The organism is Rhodococcoides sp. S146-33 (assembly GCF_059489205.1).
This window is the reverse complement of record NZ_JCAJWY010000002.1, coordinates 518,319-543,218: the sequence shown is the minus strand read 5'-3', so window position 1 is coordinate 543,218 and position 24,900 is coordinate 518,319. Positions and strand designations below refer to the sequence as shown.

Genomic DNA, 24,900 nt, shown 5'->3' with positions numbered 1-24,900 from the left:
GCCCACGATCGGAAAACTCGGAAAATCAGGCCTCGAAACGCCGATGCCGCTCACGATTTCCACGTTTTTCCGACCTATTACACCTCCACCCAAAGGCCAGGTGAACCACCACGAACGTCCTCCCGATAACCGACCGCATGGAATATAACGCTCGCATAAAGGCCGCAAGTAACGTTACGATAACGGGGCTGTCGGAACGATAACGATCGACAGCTGGGTCGCGACATGAGGCTCGAGGCAGTCGAACCGGACAGGCAAACAGGGGCGGGAGGTGCAGCATGCGGGTAGGAGTGGGAGTGTCCACCGGATCCGAGGTCGTCTGCGCAGCCCTCGTCACTGTCGACGTCGACGGAAGTCGCACGGTCGAATACCGGACCGTGTCGGCGGATCGCCAGGCGAATACCGATATGGGTGAGCTCGTCACCTCCGCCATCGAGCTGATGGCATCGCTGATTCCCGGACGTCGGTCACCCGACGCCATCGCCGTCACCTACCGCACCGAAGAGCACGCCGCGAGAATTCGCGGTGCCTTGACGCACACCACTCGCGACGTTCGACTGGTGCCCGAATCCGCGGCGGCAGTTGCGCACCTGACGACCACCGGCCTGATCGACGGCTACGACACGATCGCTCTGGTTGACCTCGGAGCGTCGGGGCTGTCGGTCACCGTCACCGACCGAACTGCGGGAACGGTATCGGCGCACGATCGGTCGGACATCGTCAGCGGCAATGCACTCGACGCTCTCGTCAAGAATCTCGTCCAGGACATGACCCGCGACAACCTCCGAGACGATCTTCGCGACGACCGCGGAATCGGATCGGCACGGTATCGATCGATCAAGGAACAGCTCTCCCACGAAGACGAAGTCCGAATCGAGCGTTACAGCGGGGTACCGCTGACCGTCGACCGCAGTGCATTCGAGACCGCCGCATCGCCACTCATGCGGGAGGCTGCCCTGTTCGTCCGCAGAGTGTTCGACGAGAGCACCCACGAACCCGAGGCCATCGTGCTCATCGGCGGCGGAGCCCACATCCCGCTGCTGGCCTCTTCCATCACCGACATGTTCCATGCCCGCGTCATTCGCCTCCCCGAGCCCGACGCCGTGCTCGCCGTGGGAGCGGCCGCGGTCGCCGCATCGGCGACCGACAGTGACTACCCACTGATCTCGGGTGCACGCCGAACCGCAGGCCGGATGAGTCGCTACTCGGGTGCGATAGCTGCAGCCGTGGTCGCGGGCGGACTGGTGCTCGCCTACGGACTTCAGACGATAACGCCGGCAGACGACCCGAGCGTGTCCCCTGCCGGCAGCGCGACGAACCCCGTCGCGGGCTCCGCCGACTCGGGACGACCTGTAGCCGAGGGTTACTCGCCCGATGACACGCCGACCTCCACCCGCAGCTCAGGAGATCCCGTCGGCCCCGCGGCAACCACGGTGGAATCGACGGATTCGCCGTCCGGACTCACCACGTCCACCGCACCGACCACCACGCCGACGCTGCGACCTGCTCCCGACCTCCCGCGCATCGAATGGCCGGTCGGTCCGCCGCCGGAGTCGTCGTCACCCGAACCGGGCACCGATGTCACCGTCGTGCCGCCGACACCGCTCACTCCCGAGCCGACGACGCCCGCACCGACCACCACTCCGCCGATCGAGCCCACCGACCCGGATGCGGGCGAGACCCCCGATCCGACAACACCGTCCGGCCCCACCGAACTGAGCCCCGGACCGACACCGCAACCCTCCGCCGAGGCGGTGCCACAGAGCGGTGCGGAATCCAGCGGCGTGGAACCGACCGAATCGATCACGGTTCCGACGACGGTCGCCAGCGGCTCCGGTCCCACTCCGGAACTGACCCCTCCGCCGACCGTCTGGTCACCACCGCCTGCGGTGTCCAATGAGAGCGTCGAACCCAGCACATCGCAGGACACGGCCGCGCCGCGAACCTCCGAGCCCGTTCCGGACGTTCAGCCAGGGACCTGACTGGTCGCAACCGACAGACCGGGATCGGTCACTGCGGTGAGCGCGGACGGCGTAGCGCCGCCGGCGACGAGATGTGCACCCAGGGCTGCAATCATGACACCGTTGTCCGTGCACAGCCGCGGCTTCGGTATTCGCAGGGTCAAACCCTGTTCGGCACAACGACTTTCGACCAACGATCGGATCCGAGAGTTGGCCGTGGCACCCCCGCCGAGCACGATCGTGTCGACAGCGACGTCGGTCGCCGCCCGAACCGCCTTCATCGTCAACACATCGGCAACGGACTCCTGAAACGATGCGGCGATGTCGGCTACCGGAACGGGATCGCCTGCGCGTTGCCTGGCCTCGACGAATCGAGCGACCGCGGTCTTGACTCCGGAGAACGAGAAGTCGTACCGAGCATCACGAGGGCCGGTCATTCCCCGAGGAAACGCTATCGCGGACGGATCTCCTTCGCGCGCAGCAGCATCGAGAGCAGGGCCGCCCGGGTAGCCCAATCCGAGTAGTCGCGCGACCTTGTCGAAGGCCTCGCCGGCGGCGTCGTCGACCGTCGTTCCGAGCTCGGCGATCGGCCGAGACAGATCGTCGACGTGCAGCAGATGAGTGTGCCCACCGGAGACCAACAGGGCAACACACGACGGCATCGGACCGTGTTCTAGCGTGTCGACCGCGACGTGTCCACCGAGATGGTTCACCGCATAGAAGGGCACGCCCCAGGCTGCGGCGTAGGCCTTGGCAGCCGCGACCCCGACCAGCAGCGCCCCGGCCAATCCCGGCCCGATCGTCACCGCGACGGCGTCGGGGCGATCGATGTCAGCCGTCGCCAGAGCTCGCCGCATGGTCGGCACGATGGCTTCGAGGTGCGCCCGTGACGCGACCTCCGGCACCACTCCGCCGTAACGGGCGTGCTCGTCGACGCTCGATGCCACCTCGTCCGCAAGCAGCTCGCACTGTCCACCGTTCCACCGGACGATCCCGACTCCTGTTTCGTCGCAAGAGCTTTCGATACCCATGACGATCATCGGGCTGATCCTTCGGTTCGTTCCGGCCGACGCATGGTGAAGGCGTCGGCTCCGCTCGGCTGGTAGTATTTCGCTCTGGTCCCCACGATGTCGAACCCCTCGCGTCGGTACAACTCGATGGCCGGCTCGTTGTCGGTGCGGACCTCGAGAAAGACCGGTCCACCGTGCTCGTCGGCCACTCGAAGCAGCTCGCCGAGCAGGCGTCCGCCGATCCCTCGTCGATGATGAGCCGGATCGACGCCGATGGTGTGCACCTCGGACTCACCGACCACGAATGCACCGCGGCTCGGTTGCCCCAGCAGGGCGATGCCTGCGTAGCCGACCACCTCGCTACCGTCGCGCGCCGTGACGTAATGGTTCTGGGGCGCAGCCAGTTCCGCGACGAATGCATCCTCGGACCATGGGTCGTCGCCCTCGAAGAGCACGGTCTCGAGGTAGGCACATCGAGGAGCGTCCTGCACGGTCATGGGCTCGATCGACACCGTCATTGCCGAGCCTTCGCCGCGGCGCGCTCGTCGAGTGTCTTGGCATCGGGGCGGCGCAGATACAGCGGAACGAGCGGACCGGGGGCGACTCCGCTCGCGATATCGGTCATGGCGACCCGAATCAAACCGGCCGGCGACGGTGCCTGCACGTCGCGGATCGGGAGATCGAACTGCGCAGCATGCGGAGCGGAGCCGGCAACCGCATCGATTCCGAGACGGTCCAGCTCGGCCGGCGCGATCACATCGGGGCCCGCAGTGCGAACTCCGGATTCATAACGTGCCCAATAAATTTCGCGACGGCGCGCATCGGTCACCACCAACAGGGTTCCGGGCTCTGTGACATCGGCAGCAATGGCGTCGAGGCTGCAGACCCCGTACACCGGTACCCCGAGTGCATCACCGAACGCCGCCGCCGTCGCCATTCCCACCCGCAACCCGGTGTAGGGGCCGGGTCCGACGCCGACGACAACCGCACCGAGGTCGGCCGCGGTGATGTGGGCGTCCGTGAGGCACTCGAGAATATTGGGCGTCAGGATCTCGGCGTGCGACCGTGCATCCACCCGAACCCGCGTGGCGAGGGTTTCGACCGGAGCACCGGCGGCCTCCGTCAGACGCACCACACCTGCGGTGACGGCGGGAGTCGAGGTGTCGACGGCAAGTACAAGCACGAGGACTCAGGTTACGCGTCGACGGAGATTCGCTTACGCACCCGGTACCCGATCAGCGCACGTCACCCGGAGCCGGCGTGGTGGTCACGCGACTCACCGTTACGCGTCGAACATCCGATTCCGGATCGCGCGCCAACCGAACCGAGACGTGTCCGTCGGTCAGTTTTTCGACCAAGCCCTCGCCCCACTCGACCACGACCACCGCATCGGTGAGGTCGGTGTCCAAATCCAGTGCATCGAGTTCGTCGAGCGCCGATTGTCCGGTCATCCCGAGCCGATAGGCATCGACGTGCACGAGCGCAACCGGCGGTAGGCCATGCGGCCGCGGCCCGGGCCGATGCTCCCGGGCAATGACGAAGGTGGGTGACGTCACGCGCCCCTGCACACCGAGACCCGCGGCAATACCTTTGGTCATCGCTGTCTTCCCTGCGCCCAACGGACCATCGAGAATCACCAGATCACCCGCGACCAGAACATCTGCCAACCGTGCGCCGAACTCGGCAGTGTCTGCGGCAGTGAACAACTCGGCGTCCACCGGCAGCGTGAACTGCACGTCAGACAACACCCCACCGCCGCTTCTTGCCTGCGGCTTCCGACGCTCGGGCCACGAGCCGCAGTATTGCGCCGTTGACCTGCTCGGGAAACTCCAGCTGAACGAGATGTCCGCCTTGGCGGACGCGCACTGTCTCCGAACGCGGCAAGGCCTGCGCTAGCGCCTCGGAACTGGCGAACGGGATGATCCAGTCCTCGTCGCCACACACCACCGACACCGGAATGTTCTCGAATTCCACGAGCGCCTCGGACTCGTCGTGCAGCTCGAGTGTCTCGAGAAAGTTGACGATCGTGACAACCGAGGTGTCGTCGATCATCGATTGAGAGAATGCCACCAGGCGCGGGGAAACTCGGGTGCCGTAGGACGCCGCACGCAGTACCGGTGAAATCAGGGCGCGCACCGCACCACGGCCGAACTGTACGACGCCCGGCGAAGTTCGGACCGCGAGGCGGAACGCATCGACGGCCGGATTCTGCAGACTACGACCGACTCCGGATTGTGCGAGACCGGCAGCGGTCGTCGAGATCAGCACCGCGCCGATGACTCGCTGACGGAGCACATCCGACCGCTGCCGTGCCATGGACAGAATCGACATTCCGCCCATCGAGTGACCGACCAGGACGATGCGTCCCTTCGGCACCACCGAACGGATGACCGCATCGAGATCGAGGCCGAGCTGACCGATCGTGCAGCTCTCCGGGGTCGGCACCCCCGAGCGACCGTGCCCGCGCTGATCGTAGAAGACCATCCGAACCGTGGAACCCCACTGCTGTTCGAGAGCACGGCGCTGGAAATGCCAGGACGATGTGCGGAGACAATAACCGTGCACGAAAACCACGGTCAGCTCTGCGTCGGTCGGACCGACCTCACGCACCGCCAACGGCACACCGTCGTCCGCGGTGACGATGCTGCCGCGGTCCGCGTCCATGAGGTCGAGGTTCTCCGTGGCGAGCGGGTCCTTGTTGGATCGGAACGCCGTCTCGCGCACCACAATTGCAATACTCTCCAGCAATCCGAGCATGTTTATTCAGTCGCCTCCCCTGAGCGCGCGCCGACGAACTGGCGTCGAACACGTCCACGAATGCCGGTGACGACCTCGTAGCTGATCGTGTCGAGCGCATCTGCCCAATCCTGGGCGTGCGCCTCCCCCTTGTCCCCTGGCCCGAAGAGTAACGCCTCGTCGCCGACAGCGACACCCGAGCCGCTGCCGCCGAGGTCGACGACGAACTGGTCCATGCACACTCGCCCCACCGACGGGAAACGTCGCCCAGCGATCGTCACTTCGAACCGCCCACCGAGACTGCGGACGACGCCGTCGGCATACCCGAGAGCGATGAGCGCGACCACGGTGTCGGCCTGAGCGGTCCAGGTGTATCCGTACGACACCGATTCACCCTTGCTCACCTTCTTGATGTTCGCTACCCGCGCCGACAACGTCATCACCGGCTGCAAACCGAACTTTCCCAACTGCGGCACAGGCGACAAACCGTACAGAGCAATACCCGGACGGACCATGTCGAAACAGAGATCGGGTCTGGTCAACGTGGCCGCCGAATTGGACAGATGCACGACGGCAGGAGGCGTTCCGCGCCGGGTGGCGCGACTCACCGCGTCACGAAGCCGCTCAGCTTGGGCGTCGTTGGCCGGGTGCTCCGGTTCGTCGGCGCACGCCAAGTGCGAGAACATGCCGACCAAGTGCGCGGCTTCCTCCGCAACGGCGGACGCCGTCGCGTCGAGAACGACATTGAGATCTGCTTCCGCGACCCCGTTGCGATTGAGTCCGGTATCGATTTTGAGCGAGAGGTCTGCAGCCCGACCGACTCTGCGCGCCGCTGCCACCACGGCGTCGAGCTGGGCTGCCGTGGACACCCCGATCCCCACCTGTGCAGCGACAGCGGCGTCGAAGTCGGAATCCGTTCGATGCAACCAGGCCAGCACCGGAACGCCGATTCCCGCTGCACGGAGTTCGAGGGCCTCGCCGATCGTCGTGACGCCGATCTCCTGCGCGCCTGCTGAGACTGCCGCGTGGGCGACCTCGACGGCACCGTGGTTGTACCCGTCGGCCTTGAGCACGGCCATCACGCCGGCGTCGCCGGCGAACTGTTGCAAGACGCGCACGTTGTGGGCCACTGCGTCGAGGTCGACGGACGCCACCGCGCCCGAACCGGTCCTCTCGTCACCGCAGCCGATACTCACAACATTCGATAGTGCCATCCGAGCCGGTAATACGACGGATCAGGGTGGCACAACTCGTGACACACCCGGTGCCCCGAGTGGGACCTGGAACTATCTCGATCCGTCTGTGAGCGAGCGCACGGTGCGGATGGCGTCCGAGATGGATGCGCACAGCGGGCTCGCCGACACCGGTGCCGCGAACTCCCCGCCTGATCCATGTGCCGCGCGGGCTGCGGCGAGCGCGTGAACCTTTGCCCCGCAGGCGGCCGCGGTGGAGGGCGACATCCCGGACGCGAGCAGGGCCCCGAGGATTCCGGAGAGAACGTCGCCGGATCCGGCGGTCGATGCGGCCGATCCCCCGGCGTCGCTGACCAAGGTGGTGCCGTCGGCATCGGCGATGATCGTTGCGCGTCCTTTGAGCAGCACGGTCACACCCCAGCGCGCGGCAAGATCGCGCACCGCCCCCACGCGGTCGGGGCTCGGGTCCGTCCCGGTAAGGCGTGCGAATTCTCCGGCGTGCGGGGTGAGCAGAGTCGGTGCGGTGCGCCCGGCGACCCAGTGTTCGTTGCCCGCGACAATGGTCAGAGCATCGGCATCGACGACGACCGGCAGATCCGATTCCAGCACCCGGCGCACTGTCTCCGCCGAGGGCTCGTCGGTGCCGAAGCCTGGACCCACCACCCATGCCTGCACCCTCCCCGCTGCGTCGAGATTTGAAGCGGCGACCACCTCCGGATAATGCGAAACGACCTCTGCACCCGCGCTTCCCACGTAGCGGACCATTCCGGAGGTGGCCGCGACGGCCGCACCGACACAGAGCAGTGCGGCACCCGGGAATGTCGCACTGCCGGCCAGGATTCCCACCACGCCCTGCGAATATTTGTCGTCCGAGGCGGTAGGGATCGGCCAGATCTGCCCGACGTCGGCCGGCTCGAACGATGCCATCACCGGAGCCGGAAGCGTCAGCCCGATATCGACCAGTTCGACTCGGCCACAACGAGGTACGGCGAGAACATGGACGGGCTTGCGCGCGCCGAAGGTCACCGTCACATCGGCCGTCACCGCCGGACCCGGCGCGGCACCGGTCTCGGCGTCCACACCGCTGGGTACGTCCACCGACACGATCGGGGCGGTGATCTGCTCGACGACCGCAGCCGCGTCGGGACGCAGCGGACCTCGTCCGGAAATCCCCACGATGGCGTCGATCACGATGTCGGCCGGTCCGCACTGCGTCACGACCCGGCCGCCCGACGAGCGCAGGGCCTCCAGCCCTTCGGCATGCGCTCGCGCCGGGTCGAGCAGCAGCGCAGACACCGAGACGCCCCGTCGACGCAGATACGCCCCCGCCCACAGACCGTCGCCGCCGTTGTCGCCCGTGCCCACCAGAATCGTCACGCGCCGTCCCGCGACGCCGCCCGTGCGCGCCGTGAGCTCAGCTGCCACCACCGTTGCCAAGCCGTAGGCAGCGCGACGCATGAGAACGCCGTTCGGCAGGGAATTCAATAGCGGCGCTTCCGCATTCCGTATCTGCTCGGGTGTGTAGTAGGCGCGCATGCCGAGGTCCTCTCGTTACCCGCTGGCGTGAACCTCGAGCCTACGTGCGTCCGATCGGAGCCCCGCGACGTAGGCGGTTAGCCTCGAAGAATGACACCTCGCGGCGGTGGACCGGCAGCGTTCACGCTCACGGTCCTGCTCCCGATCGTTCTCGCCACGACCGGCTGCACCGAGGACCCGTCGACGCTGACGGTGAACGAACAGATCGCCGACGCCACCGTGCAGGTAGCCGGAACGGCCTACTCTCCTGCGTCGGTCACGATCGACGTCGGCCAGAGTGTGGCCTGGCATTTCGCCGATCGCGGCGTCGGACACAACGTGGTCGGTCTCGGAGCGGCCTCGACCCTCCTGCACAGCCCCATGCTCGGATACGGCGACTACGTGCAGACTTTCGACGAGCCCGGCACCTACCTCTACTACTGCACCCTCCATCCGCAGATGAAGGGTGCAGTAGTAGTCAGATGATCACGCGCTACTCGACGGTGACGGACTTCGCCAGATTGCGCGGCTTGTCCACGTCGTAACCCCGCGCCTGGGCGACCTCGGCAGCAAACACCTGCAACGGGATCGTCGACAGCAACGGCTGCAACAGTGTGGAGGCGGCCGGTATCTCGATCAAGTTGTCGGCGAACGGCCGCACTGCCTCGTCGCCTTCCTCGGCGATGACGACGGTCCGGGCACCACGCGCCTGGATCTCTCGAATGTTGCTCAACATCTTCGAGTGCAGCACCGCGCGGCCCTTCGGCGAGGGCATCACGATGATCACCGGAACACCGTCCTCGATCAGAGCGATCGGCCCATGCTTGAGCTCGCCCGCCGCGAAACCTTCCGCGTGCATGTACGCGAGCTCCTTGAGTTTGAGCGCGCCTTCGAGAGCAACCGGATACCCGACGTGTCGACCGAGGAAGAGAATGGTCGTCGCCGTCGACAGCTCTCGGGCGAGTGCCCGGACCGGCTCGACAGTTTCGAGAACTCGCTGCACCAACTCCGGCATGGCTTCGAGTTCGGCGAATTCGCGGGCGACCTCGTCCGGATACTTGGTACCGCGCGCCTGCGCCAGAGCCAGACCCACCAAGTAGTTCGCGGTCACCTGAGCGAGGAACGCCTTGGTCGACGCGACGCCGATCTCCGGGCCCGCCCGGGTGTAGAGGACGGCGTCGGCCTCGCGAGGAATCTGGGACCCATTGGTATTACATACCGCGAGGACACGCGCCTTCTGATCTTTGGCGTGTCGGACGGCCTCGAGAGTGTCTGCGGTCTCGCCCGACTGCGAGATGGCCACAACCAGGGTCGATCGATCCAGGACCGGGTCGCGGTAGCGGAACTCGCTGGCCAGTTCCACCTCGACCGGCAGCCTGGTCCAGTGCTCGATCGCGTACTTGGCCAGCAGGCCCGAGTGGTACGCGCTACCGCAGGCCACGACGAAAACCTTGTCGACGTCGCGCAGTTCCTGATCGGACAACCGCTGCTCGTCCAGCACGATCCGACCGTTGTCGAAGTGGCCGAGCAACGTATCCGCCACGGCGGCCGGCTGCTCCTGGATCTCCTTGAGCATGAAGTAGTCGTGGCCGCCCTTCTCGGCGGCTGCGAGATCCCAGTCGATCCGGAACGGGCGCCCCTGCGCCTCGTTGCCCTCGAAATCACTGATGTCGTATCCGTCCGCAGTGATGACGACAACCTGATCCTGGCCGAGTTCGACGGCGTCACGAGTGTGCTCGATGAACGCCGCGACATCGGAACCGAGGAACATCTCACCGTCACCGACGCCCAACACCAGCGGCGTGGACCGGCGGGCCGCAACGATCGTGTCGGCGTGATCGGAATGAGTGAACACCAGGGTGAACGCACCCTCGAGCCGACGCAGAACAGCTTTGGCGCTGGCCACGAAGTTCCCCGCGGTCGGACCGTCCGCGTAGGCACGCGAGACGAGGTGCACTGCGACCTCGGTGTCGGTATCGGACAGGAACTCGACCCCGGCAGCTTCCAATTCGGCCCGAAGCGGACCGAAGTTCTCGATGATGCCGTTGTGCACCACGGCAACCGTGCCCGACGCATCCCGGTGGGGGTGAGCGTTGCGGTCGGTCGGACGGCCGTGTGTCGCCCACCGGGTGTGACCCATGCCGGTGGTGCCGACGAACGTGTCGGTGCCGATGTCGTCCAACTCGGCTTCGAGATTCGCGAGCCGACCTGCTTTTCGTTCGACTGCCGTCGCCCCTGCTCCGTCGAGAATTGCGATACCCGCAGAGTCGTAGCCCCGATATTCCATACGCCGAAGCGCTTCGACCACCACACCCAGAGCTGGGCGGTGGCCGACATAACCCACGATTCCGCACATGGTGGTTCAGGGTACTCGGCACGGCGCGCACGACCCATTCGCTCGGGTCGACGTGTCCCCGTCCCCCTCGCCGGTCCGCATTCGGTAGCGTCATCTCTCGTGGCGAAACCGAAGAAGCTGGCATCTGCTCTCTCCAAGCGTGGCCCGCACACAGTGCTGCGAGGCAACCTTGCCCTCGCCGGACAACCCGGCGTCGTCTACACCCCGGCCGAGGGCTTCGGCCTGCCCGGCGTGGCCTTCGCACACGGCTGGATGCTCCGACCCGACCACTACACCGACACACTGAAGCACCTGGCGTCCTGGGGCATCGTCGCAGCGGCCCCGGACACCGAGCGCGGGCTCGTGCCCTCGCACCGCGGACTCGCCACCGATCTGGGCACTGTGCTCGACATCATGACCGGCGTGCGTCTGGGTCCAGGCAACATCAGCGTGCATCCGGAGAAACTCGCCACAGCCGGCCACGCCATGGGTGCCGGAACCGCTGTTCTCGCAGCCTCCAAGCGATCGGACATCAAGGCCGTCGCTGCACTGTTCCCGGCACCGACGGCACCGTCGTCCGAGGACGCCGCCGCAGGCCTCGCCGTACCCGGTCTCGTCGTCGGCGACAACTCGAACGCCGATTCGCTCAACGACAATTCACTCGCTCTGGCCCAGGCCTGGCACGGACCATCCATCCTCCGCCGAATCGACGGTTCCACAGCAGACGGATTCGTCGAAGGCCGACGAATGCTCCGCTCACTGGGAATCAACAGCTCCGACCGCAAGACCCAGCAGCGCACCCGGGCCGTGCTCACCGCATTTCTGCTGTTCCACCTCACGGGCGACTCCGACTACGAGGAGCTGGCCGGATCGGCCGGTGAGATCGACGGAACCAGAGCGGTCGATCCCCACGCGCCGCTCGATGCCCAACCCAAGCCCAAGGCGTCCGCGTCGATCAAGGCTCTGCTCGGCCGAGGCTGAATCTGCTCGCCACGTCAGATCAGCCAGGACCGCGGCTGTTCTTCGGGCTCGGTCTCGACGTGCGGTAACGGCTCTCTCCGGTCCAGGTGAGCCGGTCGAAGGACCGAGCCTCGCATCGGCTCGACGTCCGGATCCGCGGCCGACACGGTGAGCGAGTTCGATCGGCCCGACACTGCTGTGGGGGTCTGAGCCCGCTCGAGCGCGTCGGTCGCACGCGCCATCGCATGGCGGTGTTCTTCGCGAATTCGATGCAGCTCACGCCGCCACCCGTCGGCTGCGCTCACAGTGTTCCCGCCTCACTCAGGCCGGCACCTGAGCTCGCATCCTGTGATGCGGCCGGAGGACGCGGGAGATCTGCCGACACCGGCTGCTGCCCGCTGGACGGATGATGCTCGGCCTCGCCCTCGTCTGCACCCTCCCGGACGATCGGCTCGTCTGTTCGGGGGTCCGGCAGACACTGCGCCTGCGAATCCGTCGACACCGGATCGGACGCCTGACTCGGCACCGACTCGGTCGTCGGTGCAGATTCGGACGGCAGGGCAGGTTCAGAGGGCGGCGTAGGTGCGTATGGCAGGGCAGATTCGGAGGGCGTGGCAGGTTCGGACGGCGGCGCAGGTTCGGACGGCGGCGCAGGTTCGGACGGCGGCGCAGCTGCCGGTACCGACGGCTGGTTCGCGTCCACGGTGTCTGCAGCACCGGGTTTCTCGACGATCTCGGGCAGGCCGAACGGGCCGATTCTCAACTCGAACGAGCGAACCCCCAGCCCCGGGGTTTCGAGTCGGACCGTCACGGCACCGTCGTGTGCGAGTGCGATGCGGGCGCGATGCCCATCGATCTCGGCCTCGAGATGGCCGCGCTCGCCGTTCAGCTCGGGCGATGGCGGATCGACAGGCAACGACTGCTCCGGGGGCAACGGCTGCTCCGGCAATGCCGATGGCAGCGACTCCGTTCGCGGGCCGGCCGGATCGTCCCGCACCGCTGATCCGCCGGCCGATTCTGCAGTGGTCGGAGCCGTGACGTCGGCGGAACCACGACCATCGGCGCTGCGGTCATCGGAACCACGATCATCGGCGCTGCGGTCATCCGGGACGGAGGTGCTCAACACCTCGTCGACGCGATCCACGATCTCGGCGACCACCCGATCCACGAGTCCGTCCACAAGCTCACCGGCTCGGGCAGCGGACCCGCCGTCGGGGGTACGTGGGCCGGACGAGTCAGTACCCCCCGCGTCCACGGATGCACCCGCGCTCGAAGCCGTGACCGGGGGTGTCGCGGCCGGCGAACTCGCTGCCGAGGGCGCTCCACCGACTGCCGGTGTCGCAGGAGCAGTGGCAATGGCCGGGGGCATCGTCGACGAGCCGACTGGTGCCGGCCACGGTTCGGCAGACGTCGAGCCGGGCGCAATTTCCCAACTCGGCTCGTCGAGATCGCCGAAAGACGGGTCGTGCACATCGCTCAAGTTTTTGACCAGCAACGCCAGACTGTCTCGAACGGCGGTGTCCGTCGCCGTGCATGCGTCGAACACAGCATCACAGGTGGTCTTCATCCTCGGGACGAACTCCTCGTGGATCCACGCCCGACAGCGTTCGCCCACCTCGGCTGCGAACTCGTCCGATACGTCCGCACTTCGAGCCCGCTCGCCCAGTTCCTCGAACGCCGACGCCAACCGAGGAAACACCGACTCTCGATCGAACGGAACGCATTCGATTCCCGACGCAAGCAGGATCGCGTCGATCTCGTCGACGGTTCGACCGTCCACCGCATCGATGTCGAGTCCTCCGAACAGTTCGGCCTTGTCGGTGACCGCATCGCGAAGAACATCGACGGCGGCGGACATCGTCTGATGAGAGTTCTCGATCGATCTCAGGAACTCGCCTGCTGCCTGATGCTGGGCCGAAAGATGGATCTGCACGGCGTCGCCTGCGTCGCCGCGCCACCGCATCTCCAGGACTCTGCGTAATTGAACGTGCTCCTCGAGTTGGTCGCCCAGTGCCGCAGACGCAGCTTCGACCGCGTCGGCATCGCTACCGAGCGCGCGGAGATTCAAGCCACGTTGTTCGTCGTACCTGGCACATATCTGCTCGTACTTCGGGAATGCTCCGATGCTCGACACTCGGGCAGCGAGCGGCAGGAAGCGCTCGAAATGCAGCAGCCCGATCGAGTTCGCATCGAGAATCTCGTCTATCGACGAGTTCTGGCCAGAGGACACGGGAGGAGACGTCATCGAGGCGACTCGATCGAGTCCGCAGTCGCGTCGTCCTGGCGTTCGTAATCGTTCATGGCAGCGACGATCGCGTCGGAGACGTCCTCGACGGAGGATTTCCACGATTCGATTGCCCGGCCGAGGCCGAGATGAGCCTGGGTGTACGCGGCACCGAGGTCGCCGTAGTTCCGTCCCGCACCGGCCGTACCGAAGCCTGCGTCCGCCACCGAATCCGCCGCACTGCCGAGTGCGTCTGCCGATACCGCCAAGGCTTCTGCGACTCCGCGAACGCGGACCGCGTCCACCCAGAATCCGTCACTCATACGTCCCCGTCTCGCCTTCGATGTGCCCCTTTCTCACTATGACGTGCGCCGACGCACATCGGTTCCCCAGCGAGCGGTAACGTCCCGATGTGAAATGTCAGTAACAGGTACTTGAAGTGGCTGCCCGAGCTGCTCACCGAACGAGGAGTCCCATGCACATCGGAACGATGCTGAACTACAGCGGTGGTTTCAACGAGACGGTTGCCGAGGTCGCCGAGCTCGAAAAGGCAGGTCTCGACATCATCTTCGTGCCCGAGGCCTACTCGTTCGACGCCGTCAGTCAACTCGGGTTCCTCGCTGCCAAAACAAGCACGATCAAGATCGCGTCCGGCATCTTCCAGATCTATACCAGGACACCGTCACTGACTGCCATGACCGCCGCCGGTCTCGACTACGTCTCGGACGGCCGCTTCGTTCTCGGACTCGGCGCCTCCGGGCCACAGGTCGTCGAAGGCTTCCACGGCGTCAAGTACGACGCACCGATCGCACGAACCCGCGAGGTCATCGAGATCTGCCGCCAGGTCTGGCGTCGTGAGAAAATGCAGTATCAGGGCAAGCACTACCAGATTCCACTGCCTGCCGACCAGGGCACCGGCCTGGGCAAACCTCTCAAGCTCATCAATCACCCTGTGCGCGATCGCATTCCAGTTGTCATCGCCGCTCTCGGCCCCAAGAACGTCGAGCTCACCGCCGAGATCGCCGAGGGCTGGCAACCCATCTTCTACTTCCCCGAGAAGGCAGCCGACGTCTGGGGAGAATCGCTTGCAGCGGGCAGGGCCAAGCGTGACCCGTCGCTGGGCGAACTTCAGGTGTTCGCAAGTCCCACCCTGGCCATCGGTGAGGACGCAGAGAAGTACCTCCCCTGGGTAAAGCCGCACCTCGCGCTCTACATCGGCGGCATGGGTGCCAAGGGCAAGAACTTCTACAACTCACTGGCCCAGCGTTACGGCTACGAGGCCGAGGCCGAGAAGATCCAGGACCTGTACCTCGCCGGTAAGAAAGAAGAAGCGGCCGCTGCGGTCCCCGACGAGCTGGCTCGCGCAGTGAACCTCATCGGCCCGGAAAGCTACGTGAAGGAGCGGGTCGCTGCCTTCGCCGAAGCGGGAGTCACCACTCTCAACGTCGCACCGCTGGCCGAGAACACTGCGGGACGCGTCGCGCAGTTGACAGCGCTGCGCGAACTCACCGCCTGAGACGTCAGACCGACGCGACCCGGCCCGCCAACCCCTCGGCGAGCCGGGTCGCCACGTCGAGCTCCGATGCCTCGACCATGACTCGCACCAGCTGCTCGGTACCGCTGGGGCGCAACAGAACTCGGCCCGATTCGCCGAGTTCGCGCTCGGCCACGGCCACCGCGTCGGACACCGACGGTGCCGACGCCACGGCCGCTTTGTCCGTTACTCGTACGTTGATCAGCACCTGCGGCAGAGTCCGCATCGCCGACGCCAGGTCCGCGAGACTGCTGCCGGTCTCGGCCATCCGTTCCATCAATCGCAGCGCCGTCGCAATGCCGTCGCCCGTTGTGCCGACCGCGGGAAGCACCACGTGACCGCTCTGTTCGCCGCCCAGCGAGAATCCGCCACGGCGCAATTCCTCGAGTACGTAGCGATCGCCGACTGCCGTGGTGCGCAACGTGATTCCGGCTTCGCGCATCGCAATGTGCAGTCCGAGATTACTCATGACCGTGGCGACCAGCGTGTTGTCGGTCAACTGATCGGCGTCACGCATGGCGATGGCGAGAACGGCCATGATGGCGTCGCCGTCCACGACAGAGCCCGATGCGTCCACGGCCAAGCAGCGATCGGCGTCCCCGTCGTGGGCGATACCGAGGTCGGCACCGTGCTCCACGACGGCCTTCTGCAACCCCTCGAGGTGCGTCGATCCGCATCCGTCGTTGATGTTGATGCCGTCGGGTTCGGCGTTGATCGCCACCACCCTTGCGCCGGCCCGTCGGTAGATCTCGGGCCCGACGACCGAGGCGGCACCGTGCGAGCAATCCACAACGACACGGACCCCGTCGAGTCGATGTGTGACCGATGAGGCCAGGTGCTCGATGTACCGGGTGGCCGCATCCTGAGCGACATCGATTCGACCGATCGCGGCACCGGTCGCGTGGAACGGACGTCCGTCGTTCTCGGCGCGCGCCTCGGGATCGAGCTCAGCTTCGATGCGGTCTTCCACGTCGTCGTCGAGCTTGTGTCCGCCCGCCGCAAAGATCTTGATTCCGTTGTCGGGCATCGCATTGTGGGATGCCGAGATCATCACACCGAGCGCCGCACCGTATTCGGCGGTCAGGTAGGCGAGCGCGGGTGTAGGAAGCACACCGACGTCGATCACGTCGACCCCCGAGGCGGTGAGTCCGGCCGACACTGCGGCACTCAGCATCGCTCCGCTGATGCGCGGATCACGACCCACGATTGCCACGCGTCTGCTGCCGTCGATGTCCGGTGCCAACACGGTGGCTGCAGCTCTCGCGATCTGCAACGCCAACTCTGCGGTCAGCAGCCCACCTGCCAGTCCGCGGACCCCGTCGGTACCGAACAATCGCGCCATGAACCAAGAACTCCTTCGAGCGGAGGGTGTGTCGTGCGAAATGCCTCGAGGGCAGGCATCCGATACTGATGGAGCCTGCCCTCGAGGATGGAACGGGTAAGACGCGTCAGCGCTTGGAGTACTGCGACGCCTTACGGGCCTTCTTCAGGCCGTACTTCTTACGCTCGACTGCACGGGCGTCACGGGTGAGGAAGCCGGCTGCCTTGAGCGGCGGGCGATCATCGGGGGTGAGCTCGATCAGCGCACGCGAAATGGCCAGACGCAAGGCGCCTGCCTGTCCCGACGGTCCGCCGCCGTGCAGCAGGGCAACGATGTCGAAGGACTCTGCGCGATCGACGAGCACGAGAGGAGCCTTGATCAGCTGCTGGTGCACCTTGTTGGGGAAGTAATCCTCCAGGGTGCGGCCGTTGAGCTTGAATCCACCGGTGCCGGACGACATCCGCACACGAGCGACGGCTTCCTTACGGCGACCGACGGTCTGGATCGGACGATCGAACACGATCGGGGCCGGAGCGGCAGCAGCGGCCTCGATGTCCGCGGTCACCTCCGGCTCTTCGACGGCCACGAACTCGTCAGCGGCGATCTCTTCGATGTTCTCCTGCGACGTCACGTCATTTCCCTCCGGCGCCGTCACTGGGACACCTGCTTGATCTCGAACGGAACGGGCTGCTGTGCGGCATGCGGGTGGTTGGGTCCCGCGTAGACCTTCAGCTTGCTCGCGATGGCATTACCGAGCTTGTTCTTGGGGATCATGCCGACGACGGCCTTCTCCACGAGACGATCGGGGTTGTTCTCGAGCACCTGGCGGGTGGAGCGCGACTTCAGACCGCCCGGGTGGCCGGAGTGGTGGTGGTGGAACTTGCCGTCGAGCTTGTTGCCGCTGATGGCAACCTTCTCGGCGTTGATGATGACGACGAAGTCGCCACCGTCGACGTTGGGTGCGTAGGTGGGCTTGTGCTTACCGCGGAGCAGAGTCGCGGCCTGGACGGCGAGCCGTCCGAGCACGACGTCCGTGGCGTCGATCACATGCCACGTCCGGGTGGTGTCCCCGGCCTTCGGGGCGTAAGTAGACACAGAAAATTCCTGTCTTCATGATGTCGCTGCTGGCCAAGACGAGTGGATGCCCTCGGCGGCCAGTTGAGACCCGAGGACAAGAGCTCGATACACACAAGAATGCGCGGCGAGCCCATACACGCCAACGGGAGACGATACCGGCAGTGGTCCCCCAGGTCAAAAACGTCTCAACGCAGACGCACGCACTGCACGCACCGGCGGGCCGCCGGAAGTGCCTCTAGCCTGATCGGCGGGATCTCGGTCCCACACCTGTCGCAGATACCGTACGTCCCGGCGGCGAGCCGCGAACACGCCGCGTCGATCTCGCGCATCTCGGACTCGGCGTCGCCTATCAACGCCGCGATCTTCGCTCGCTCGAACGCGATCGTCGACCCTTCCGGATCGTGTTCGTCATCGTCGGTGGTCCACCGCGATCCTTCGATCACGGACGCCAGTTCCTCGCGCAGGGACTCGAGTCGATGCCCGGAACGAGACCGCTCGGCCTCGAGTGCTGCTCCGAAATCCGTCACCACACCAGTAGACCCCGGGGTGGGCTCGGATGCCGAGGAACGCGTCTGCCCCGACCTGATGTCCAGGTCGGGGCAGACACCTCGTGCTGTGCGTCGCACCTGCACGTCGAGAAAGTCAGCGAGCCATTCGCGCCTTGTTGGCCATCTCGACGCCGTGCATGGTCTCGCCACCGGTGCGGGCAGCCGCGACGAGGCTCGACAGAATGAGATTGAGCTCGTCGGATGCAGAGTTCCACTGGCGCTGAAGCTCGTAGTAGGACGTCATCGCGTCGCCCTCCCACGATTCGTACAGTCGCTTCGCAGTGCTGTCCACGTCCCCGAGGAGGTCCTTGGTCACGTTCGCCTGCTTGTTCATCGCCTCGGTCAACGCCGCAATCTGCGCGAAGTCGTATTTCATGTCGAATCAGTCTCCTTGGTCGAGCTCGGTCGTGTGGTTTGTCTCGTGGTCACCGGATGCGAGGGGTTACTTGAAGGAGGACAGGCCCGAGCTGAGGGACCCGGCCACCTGGTTGACGGCCGACACGTTGTCGTCGTCGGCGTCGGCGTAGCCGTGGCCGTTGGTCTTGATGTCCGCGGAGATCTGCTCCAGCGCGCTGCGCATCTTCTGTGCGCTGGTGTCCCACTGCGCCATGACGTCCTGAAAAGACTTGCCCGCCTTGCCGACCCAGGCCTCGGCGGTCTGCTCGACGATGGACCGAACCGCTGAATTGGACGCGTTGATCGAGACGCTCAGCCCCTCGATCGTGGCTCCGGCAGCGACGAGCTCCTGCGGTGTGACCGTGACGCCGTTCGACGAACCCGTAGATTCCGGTCCCCCTGGATATCCCACTTCGACTCCTTGTACTCGTTACTCGAATCACGTGCACCCGCGGCACACGTGCCCTTCGACCGAGAGGCCTTGTCCGGCCTGCTCACTCCCCTACATCTCTTTGGACGCAGCAACCCCTCGGTTCGGTTCCGGCTGCACCCGAAAAACTGTGGTCGGTTCTCACGACGCCGGGACGATCTCCAGGCTCTGGGTGGCCAGATCGCATTCGACGTCGATCGCCGCCGAGTCGTCGCCCTCGAACTGGCAACCGATACTGACCTGCAGGTCGGACTCCACGAACACCCGCCAGAGCACCGTGGAATCGTCGATGGGCGTCTCCGTGTAAGCGATCCCGACCCGACTGCCGAAATTGCGGACGGGTTCGAGCGAGCCGACAGTGGAATCCGGGCCGCGGGCATCGACGGCCGTCCGTAGCTCGGTAGCCACCTGCTCCTGCGTCGAACCCGGTGTCAGGTCCGCCACGGTGACGACGATGCGCCGCTCGGGGGGTGTCGACGGAATCAACACCATGCGGTTCGGGTCGTCCAGCCGCGTCCAGGTGGCCGGCAGTCGTATCGAGGCCCGTCCCGATACGAATGTCGCCGTTCGGACCGGGAGAAGCATTTCTGTCGATGTGGGCGTCGGTGGCGCATCGACGGCAGACACCGACACGGTGTCGGTCGGGGCCACGATCGGCGAAAACGGCTGCGCTGCTGCGGTTTCGACCCGGTCGGGTGAATTGGAGACGAAAAATACCGCCGCACATACCGATACGACGGCAACCGCGGCGCCGACCGCAACTGCAATGCGAGAGAAGGCCGGATTCCGCCGAGGAGACGGCACGGTGACATCGTCGAGCCACGCCGCCGACCGAGTCGTCGCGGCACGGACGGACGGTGCCGAATCGAGATCCGCACCGGCCCGCCGATACAGCGACCTGGCGATATCGAGTCCGGTCAGCCACTTGTTGTTGCGATCGACGACCGGGTCGGCTCCACCGTTCGGCGAGGCCACCACGAACACATCGTCCGGGCAGCGGGAGACCGACGAACGAACGTAGTCACCGACCGCTCGCCGCCAGGCATCGTCATCGCCTACGCCGAAGGGGACGACGGCACCGGTGTCACCACCGTTTGCCCCCGTCGAGTCCAGGACGAGCACGGACGCATCGAGAGCCCCCACTTCGACGACGACCGCGGCGGACGGCGCACGTTCACCCGACGACTCGATCGCAGCCGCGGCCGTCTCCACGAGCACCACCTCGTTTGCCGACGCCGCGAACGTGGCGCGAAGCACACCTGTCCGTTCGTCGCCCCAGATAGATGGATACGCGATTTCGAGCACATCGAGTCGGTTGTGCACCCCGGCGCTCTGCAGAGCAGACCACACGATCCCGTGCAGCACTTCGCCTCGGTCCCACACCGAGGCTCCCACTGCGATGTACGGGTCGTCGATACACAACAAGGGCGGTATCTCCCCTGTCGCGTCGGTACGCCCGTAGACGAGACGACCATCCGCGACCGTGGCGAATGCCGAGCAGACACTCTCTCGCGGCCCCTCCAGCGGACCACTCGTTGCGACGACCGAGATCTCGGCGTACCCCAGATGCACTGCCGCATAGCGCCACGAGTCGGTCAACTGGAATATCCGAGCTGAACGAGGGCCTGACCAGCGCGATTGACGAAAACGCCGCGTCCGGGCGGCATGGCACTGGGCCGTACCGTCCCGAGCAGGTTCCCCTCGTCGCGGCTTCCGCTCATCACCAGACCCGGTGTCACCAGATCGCGTAGACGTCCGATGACCGGGTCGAACAATGCCCGACCTGCGCCGCCCGAGCGGCGCGCGACGATGACGTGCAACCCGATGTCTCGGGCATGCGGAAGGTGTTCCACCAACGGTGCCAAGGGGTTTCCCGACGAGGTGGCCACCAGGTCGTAGTCGTCGACGATGACGAACACCTCGGGACCATCCCACCACGACCGGTCGCGCAGCTGTTGTTGGGTCACGTCGGAGCCCGGCATTCGGTCGCTCATTCGACCGGCGAGGTCGACGATCATGCTCGTCAGAGCCGCCTGCGAAGCGGCGTAGCCCGCGAGATGATCGGAATCGACTGTGCCGAGCAAAGTTCGGCGGTAGTCCGCGACGATGATCTTGACCCGATCGGAAGAATTGGCCAGGGTGAGCGATCGACAGATCCCGCGCAGCAGGGACGTCTTTCCACACTCGCTGTCGCCGAACACCACGAAGTGCGGATTCTCCGCGAAATCGAGTACCACCGGTGCCAACTCGGCCTCGTCGATGCCGATGGGAACTCCGAGTTCGGGAGTGCCGCCGCGAGTGCGCGGCCAGGCATCGCCCAGCTGGGCGAGGACTGCGGACCGCTCGAGCAACTCCGGCAGCATCCGAACCTGTGGCGCGGAACTTCCCGTCGATGCCGCACAGATCGCAGCGACGGACTCACCGACAGCGCGCGACAGATCGTCGACGGAACTTCTCTGGTCCACTCGAGGAAGCGCGATCGACATGTGCAATCCTTCTCTGGTCATGCCCCGGCCCGGGCGACCTTCCGGAACACTCGCCGCCTTCGCGCGGCCCATGTCCGAATCCGACGGATCGCCGAGGCGCAATTCCAATCGGGTACCGATCAGATCCTTTGTCGCAGGACGGACTTCGGCCCATCGCGAGGCTGTGAGGATCAGATGCAGACCGAAGGCAAGGCCCTGGGTGGCCAAGGTGGCAATCGACTGTTCCAGGCTCTCGAAGTCGGAACGTATGGACGGCCACCCGTCGATGACGAGAAAGACGTCCCCGAATCGATCATCGGGATCGACCGGCTGCGTCGCACGTCGACGCCGGAACTCCGCCATCGAGTCGATTCCGCGATCACGGAAGGTCTTCTCCCGCTGCCGCACGACGCCCGCAACCTCGGCCACGGTCCGCCGAACTCGGTCGACGTCCAGCCTGTTGGCGACCGATCCCACGTGCGGCAGATCGGCCAGGCCGGCCAATGTTCCGCCGCCGAAATCCAAGCAGTAGAACTGGATCTGCGCGGGTGAATGCGTCATGGCCAACGCCAGAATCAACGATCTGAGAGCCGTCGACTTGCCCGATTGTGGGGCTCCCACAATAGCGACGTGACCTGCTGCACCGGAGAGATCGACAGTCAGCAGATCGCGGCGCTGATCGAACGGCCGGTCGATGATGCCGATCGGAGCACGCAGGCCGGAACGTGGATCGATGCGGCCGCTCAGGACCGACTCCGGCAGCAACTGTTTCAACGTGGGAGAAGTATCCAGCGGTGGCAACCACACTTCGTGAGCCGGCACCCCACGCCCGCGTATTCGACCGACGACCACATCGAGAACGGTTGCATCGGTGTTCTCGGACTCGACCGGCTCCGGTTCGTGCACAGGAGCCTGCACGGCCGCGAGACGGCCGACATCGATGGCGTCGAGTGGTACCGCATAGGCGGTGAAGGGCCTCGGTCGGACGTCGGCTCCCAATACAGCTCGTGCGCCGGCGCTCGAGCGTGGCGGCTCGTAGGGTCCGGACACGTACGCTGCCGCAAACCTCACGATCTCGGCAGAATCGCACTTGAGGTAGCCCGCGCCGGGCTGCGCGGGAAGGTGGTAAGCGTCGGGAACGCCGAGCACCGATCGAGACTCGTTCGCGGAGAACGTCTTCAAGCCGATTCGGTACGACAGGTGACTGTCCAACCCGCGCAGTTTTCCCTCTTCGAGGCGCTGACTGGCCAGGAGCAAATGCATATGCAGTGAACGCCCGAGCCTGCCGATCGCCACGAACAACTCGGCGAATTCCGGCTGCTGGCTGAGCAGCTCCGAGAATTCGTCGACCACCACGAACAGTGCAGGCATCGGCACCAGATCCGCTCCCGTGGCACGCGCCTTCTCGTAGTCCGACACGTTCGCGAAGTTTCCGGCCGAGCGCAACAACTCTTGGCGACGGTTCATCTCGCCGGCCAACGCGTCGCGCATTCGATCCACCAACGCCAAATCCTCCGAGAGGTTGGTGATCACCGCTGCGACGTGCGGTGCGGACTCGAGGCCTGCGAAGGTCGCGCCGCCCTTGAAGTCGACGAGGACCAAGTTCAGTTGCTCGGGCGAGTGCGTCGCGACCAATCCGAGCACCAGCGTGCGAAGGAACTCCGACTTTCCGGATCCCGTTGCCCCGATACACAAACCGTGCGGACCCATACCGTTCTCGGCCGATTCCTTCAGGTCGATCTCCACCGCGCTACCGTCGGGGGCGACGCCTATCGGCACCCGCAGTCGGTCGCGACCCCGACGCATCGTCCAGGCCCGGTCGGTATCGAGGGCACCGACATCGGCGATCCCGACCAGACTGTTCCATCCCGAGACTCGCACCCCGTCGTCGCCGGTGGCATCGACCACCGAAGACGCCGATGGAACTCGAAACGGCGACAGACGTCGGGCAACGGCATGCGCCTGAGTGGTACTCATCGAATCCGCGACGGCGAAAACCTCGACCGCTGTCCCGCTCACGGCACCGATCGATCCGTTCTCGGCAACCAACTGAAGTCCGCGCGATGCAGCCAGTCTGGGGCAGAGACCGGACAGGTCGACAATGGTGACGGAATCGAGGCCGGTGTCGGTGAGGTCGGTCGACCTGTTGTCGAGAAGTCCGCCGTCCACCACGATCACCAGCTGAACGACCCCGGCGACCGGAACTGCCCCGCGTGCGAACCGATTTCGTGAGGCGAGCACATCTCCCAGAGCACTTTCGAGTTCGAGAAAGCTCCCGAAGATCATCCGCGCCGAACCTGCAACGTCACGCACAGCGTCGTGCTGTGTGTGGGGAAGCCATTTGGTCCACTCCCACTGCTCCACGGTGTCCGGACCACAGACGACTGCGACCGCAACGTGGTCCGGTCCGTGAAAGCTGCACAGCGAAGCCAACATTGCGCGCACCATCGCTCGTGCGCCGTCGCGATCGCCCGCTATCGACAGCGCTGCAAACCCCCTCAGCGACACTGCCGTCGGCAGCGCGGACACCACCGAATGCGCTCGCACGAAACGGCGCAGCGACACCGCAGACACTGGCTCGAGCTCCTCCACCGGTCCCGTTTCGGGCGGTACCAGACGGGTGGCCAGCCGTTGATCACCGCGGCCGACGCGTACATGAGCGAAATCGGGATCCGACTGTCGCCGCTCCCACATCCGCTCAGTTCCGGCAACCGACCACAGAGTCTCGGGTGCCGGGTGGCTCCATTCGAGGGCCTTGCGCTGCGCGCGCTCCGTCTCGGCGACGTCGCGTCGCAGCTGATCGAGATAGCGAAGGTAGTCCTTGCGGTCCTCGTTCGCCTCGGCCGTCCGCGCTCCGCCGGACTTGCCGCCGCCCGCGAGCATTCCCACCATGGACATCAACATCATGGCCGGGAACATCAACATCATCGGGTTGGCCGCCGCACCGGAGGTGAACATCAGTGCCACCATCCCGACCATCGCCGCGACCATCACCAACGGCATCAACTTCATCAGCAGATTGCCGGGAACTGCCCGCGGAATCTCGGGTGGTGGCTGCAGATCGACCTCACCCCCCGGCGACCGAGGTACAGCCCTACGTGCGCCGCGAACGAAGCGCACGGTACTCATCGATCAGCCCCCACGGCCGCGCCCCCACAACTTCTCCGCGACCTCCCCCCGAGGCCACGTGGACGA

23 protein-coding genes are annotated in these 24,900 nt (G+C 65.7%); 4 read left to right on the top strand and 19 right to left on the bottom strand.

What is annotated here, in order from left to right:
* Positions 1 to 278: 278 nt before the first annotated feature.
* Positions 279 to 1,982: an Hsp70 family protein gene (locus AC5WEY_RS11035; protein WP_495645932.1), complete on the top strand. Its 1,704-nt coding sequence runs from the start codon at positions 279 to 281 to the stop codon at positions 1,980 to 1,982.
* Here AC5WEY_RS11035 and tsaD read toward each other — a convergent pair.
* The 7 genes from tsaD to AC5WEY_RS11000 all read right to left on the bottom strand — a co-directional run bounded on the left by tsaD (position 1,967) and on the right by AC5WEY_RS11000 (position 8,436).
* On the bottom strand, positions 1,967 to 3,001 hold the full coding sequence (gene tsaD / locus AC5WEY_RS11030) for a tRNA (adenosine(37)-N6)-threonylcarbamoyltransferase complex transferase subunit TsaD (RefSeq protein WP_495645931.1): 1,035 nt from the start codon (positions 2,999 to 3,001) through the stop codon (positions 1,967 to 1,969). The two genes, AC5WEY_RS11035 and tsaD, sit on opposite strands and share 16 nt — an antisense overlap.
* Positions 2,998 to 3,489 (bottom strand): ribosomal protein S18-alanine N-acetyltransferase, encoded by a 492-nt coding sequence (gene rimI, locus AC5WEY_RS11025; RefSeq protein ID WP_495645930.1) that lies wholly within the window; start codon positions 3,487 to 3,489, stop codon positions 2,998 to 3,000. The genes tsaD and rimI overlap by 4 nt, the downstream gene beginning before the upstream one ends.
* Complete coding sequence (tsaB, locus tag AC5WEY_RS11020) at positions 3,486 to 4,154, bottom strand: tRNA (adenosine(37)-N6)-threonylcarbamoyltransferase complex dimerization subunit type 1 TsaB (RefSeq protein ID WP_495645929.1); 669 nt, start codon at positions 4,152 to 4,154, stop codon at positions 3,486 to 3,488. The genes rimI and tsaB overlap by 4 nt, the downstream gene beginning before the upstream one ends.
* Before the next feature lie 52 nt (positions 4,155 to 4,206).
* Positions 4,207 to 4,716 (bottom strand): tRNA (adenosine(37)-N6)-threonylcarbamoyltransferase complex ATPase subunit type 1 TsaE, encoded by a 510-nt coding sequence (gene tsaE, locus AC5WEY_RS11015; RefSeq protein WP_495645928.1) that lies wholly within the window; start codon positions 4,714 to 4,716, stop codon positions 4,207 to 4,209.
* Positions 4,709 to 5,728: an alpha/beta fold hydrolase gene (locus tag AC5WEY_RS11010; RefSeq protein ID WP_495645927.1), complete on the bottom strand. Its 1,020-nt coding sequence runs from the start codon at positions 5,726 to 5,728 to the stop codon at positions 4,709 to 4,711. The genes tsaE and AC5WEY_RS11010 overlap by 8 nt, the downstream gene beginning before the upstream one ends.
* Before the next feature lie 2 nt (positions 5,729 to 5,730).
* Positions 5,731 to 6,921 (bottom strand): alanine racemase, encoded by a 1,191-nt coding sequence (alr, locus tag AC5WEY_RS11005; protein WP_495645926.1) that lies wholly within the window; start codon positions 6,919 to 6,921, stop codon positions 5,731 to 5,733.
* Between the two features lie 72 nt (positions 6,922 to 6,993).
* Entirely contained in the window at positions 6,994 to 8,436 is a 1,443-nt protein-coding gene (locus tag AC5WEY_RS11000) for an NAD(P)H-hydrate dehydratase (protein ID WP_495645925.1), read from the bottom strand.
* Between the two features lie 90 nt (positions 8,437 to 8,526).
* Here AC5WEY_RS11000 and AC5WEY_RS10995 point away from each other — a divergent pair, with 90 nt between their 5' ends.
* Positions 8,527 to 8,901: a cupredoxin domain-containing protein gene (locus tag AC5WEY_RS10995; RefSeq protein ID WP_495645924.1), complete on the top strand. Its 375-nt coding sequence runs from the start codon at positions 8,527 to 8,529 to the stop codon at positions 8,899 to 8,901.
* 7 nt (positions 8,902 to 8,908) lie between these two features.
* On the opposite strand, the gene glmS is transcribed toward AC5WEY_RS10995, so the two are convergent.
* Entirely contained in the window at positions 8,909 to 10,771 is a 1,863-nt protein-coding gene (gene glmS / locus AC5WEY_RS10990; RefSeq protein ID WP_032404684.1) for a glutamine--fructose-6-phosphate transaminase (isomerizing), read from the bottom strand.
* A gap of 99 nt (positions 10,772 to 10,870) precedes the next feature.
* Here glmS and AC5WEY_RS10985 point away from each other — a divergent pair, with 99 nt between their 5' ends.
* On the top strand, positions 10,871 to 11,731 hold the full coding sequence (locus tag AC5WEY_RS10985; RefSeq protein WP_057475645.1) for a dienelactone hydrolase family protein: 861 nt from the start codon (positions 10,871 to 10,873) through the stop codon (positions 11,729 to 11,731).
* A 14-nt stretch (positions 11,732 to 11,745) separates the two neighbouring features.
* Here the strand turns inward: AC5WEY_RS10985 and AC5WEY_RS10980 are convergent, their stop codons facing one another.
* The 3 genes from AC5WEY_RS10980 to AC5WEY_RS10970 are packed head-to-tail and all read right to left on the bottom strand — an operon-like array spanning position 11,746 to position 14,257.
* Positions 11,746 to 12,015 (bottom strand): hypothetical protein, encoded by a 270-nt coding sequence (locus tag AC5WEY_RS10980; RefSeq protein WP_495645923.1) that lies wholly within the window; start codon positions 12,013 to 12,015, stop codon positions 11,746 to 11,748.
* On the bottom strand, positions 12,012 to 13,955 hold the full coding sequence (locus AC5WEY_RS10975) for a hypothetical protein (protein WP_495645922.1): 1,944 nt from the start codon (positions 13,953 to 13,955) through the stop codon (positions 12,012 to 12,014). The genes AC5WEY_RS10980 and AC5WEY_RS10975 overlap by 4 nt, the downstream gene beginning before the upstream one ends.
* Positions 13,952 to 14,257, bottom strand: coding sequence for a type VII secretion target (locus tag AC5WEY_RS10970; RefSeq protein ID WP_495645921.1), 306 nt, complete (start codon positions 14,255 to 14,257; stop codon positions 13,952 to 13,954). The genes AC5WEY_RS10975 and AC5WEY_RS10970 overlap by 4 nt, the downstream gene beginning before the upstream one ends.
* 152 nt (positions 14,258 to 14,409) lie before the next feature.
* Between AC5WEY_RS10970 and AC5WEY_RS10965 the strand changes: the two genes are divergently transcribed.
* The gene (locus AC5WEY_RS10965) at positions 14,410 to 15,450 is read left to right on the top strand and encodes an LLM class F420-dependent oxidoreductase (RefSeq protein WP_495645920.1); all 1,041 of its coding nucleotides are present in this window, start codon (positions 14,410 to 14,412) and stop codon (positions 15,448 to 15,450) included.
* Between the two features lie 4 nt (positions 15,451 to 15,454).
* On the opposite strand, the gene glmM is transcribed toward AC5WEY_RS10965, so the two are convergent.
* From glmM to eccCa, 8 genes are all read right to left on the bottom strand, one after another.
* Positions 15,455 to 16,810 carry a phosphoglucosamine mutase gene (glmM, locus tag AC5WEY_RS10960; RefSeq protein WP_495645919.1) on the bottom strand — a complete coding sequence of 452 codons (1,356 nt, stop codon included), beginning with the start codon at positions 16,808 to 16,810 and terminating at the stop codon, positions 15,455 to 15,457.
* Between the two features lie 106 nt (positions 16,811 to 16,916).
* Positions 16,917 to 17,444 (bottom strand): 30S ribosomal protein S9, encoded by a 528-nt coding sequence (gene rpsI / locus AC5WEY_RS10955; protein WP_032376665.1) that lies wholly within the window; start codon positions 17,442 to 17,444, stop codon positions 16,917 to 16,919.
* Positions 17,441 to 17,884, bottom strand: a complete 444-nt coding sequence (gene rplM, locus AC5WEY_RS10950; protein ID WP_027496344.1) for a 50S ribosomal protein L13 — start codon at positions 17,882 to 17,884, stop codon at positions 17,441 to 17,443. The genes rpsI and rplM overlap by 4 nt, the downstream gene beginning before the upstream one ends.
* A 167-nt stretch (positions 17,885 to 18,051) precedes the next feature.
* Entirely contained in the window at positions 18,052 to 18,393 is a 342-nt protein-coding gene (locus AC5WEY_RS10945) for a TraR/DksA family transcriptional regulator (protein ID WP_495645918.1), read from the bottom strand.
* A 115-nt stretch (positions 18,394 to 18,508) separates the two neighbouring features.
* Positions 18,509 to 18,790 (bottom strand): WXG100 family type VII secretion target, encoded by a 282-nt coding sequence (locus tag AC5WEY_RS10940; protein ID WP_032376663.1) that lies wholly within the window; start codon positions 18,788 to 18,790, stop codon positions 18,509 to 18,511.
* A 66-nt stretch (positions 18,791 to 18,856) separates the two neighbouring features.
* On the bottom strand, positions 18,857 to 19,222 hold the full coding sequence (locus tag AC5WEY_RS10935) for a WXG100 family type VII secretion target (RefSeq protein ID WP_495645917.1): 366 nt from the start codon (positions 19,220 to 19,222) through the stop codon (positions 18,857 to 18,859).
* A 159-nt stretch (positions 19,223 to 19,381) separates the two neighbouring features.
* Positions 19,382 to 20,839 carry a type VII secretion-associated protein gene (locus tag AC5WEY_RS10930; RefSeq protein ID WP_495645916.1) on the bottom strand — a complete coding sequence of 486 codons (1,458 nt, stop codon included), beginning with the start codon at positions 20,837 to 20,839 and terminating at the stop codon, positions 19,382 to 19,384.
* A complete protein-coding gene (gene eccCa / locus AC5WEY_RS10925) occupies positions 20,836 to 24,834 on the bottom strand; it encodes a type VII secretion protein EccCa (RefSeq protein ID WP_495645915.1) in 3,999 nt (1,332 codons plus the stop codon). The genes AC5WEY_RS10930 and eccCa overlap by 4 nt, the downstream gene beginning before the upstream one ends.
* Positions 24,835 to 24,900: the final 66 nt, after the last annotated feature.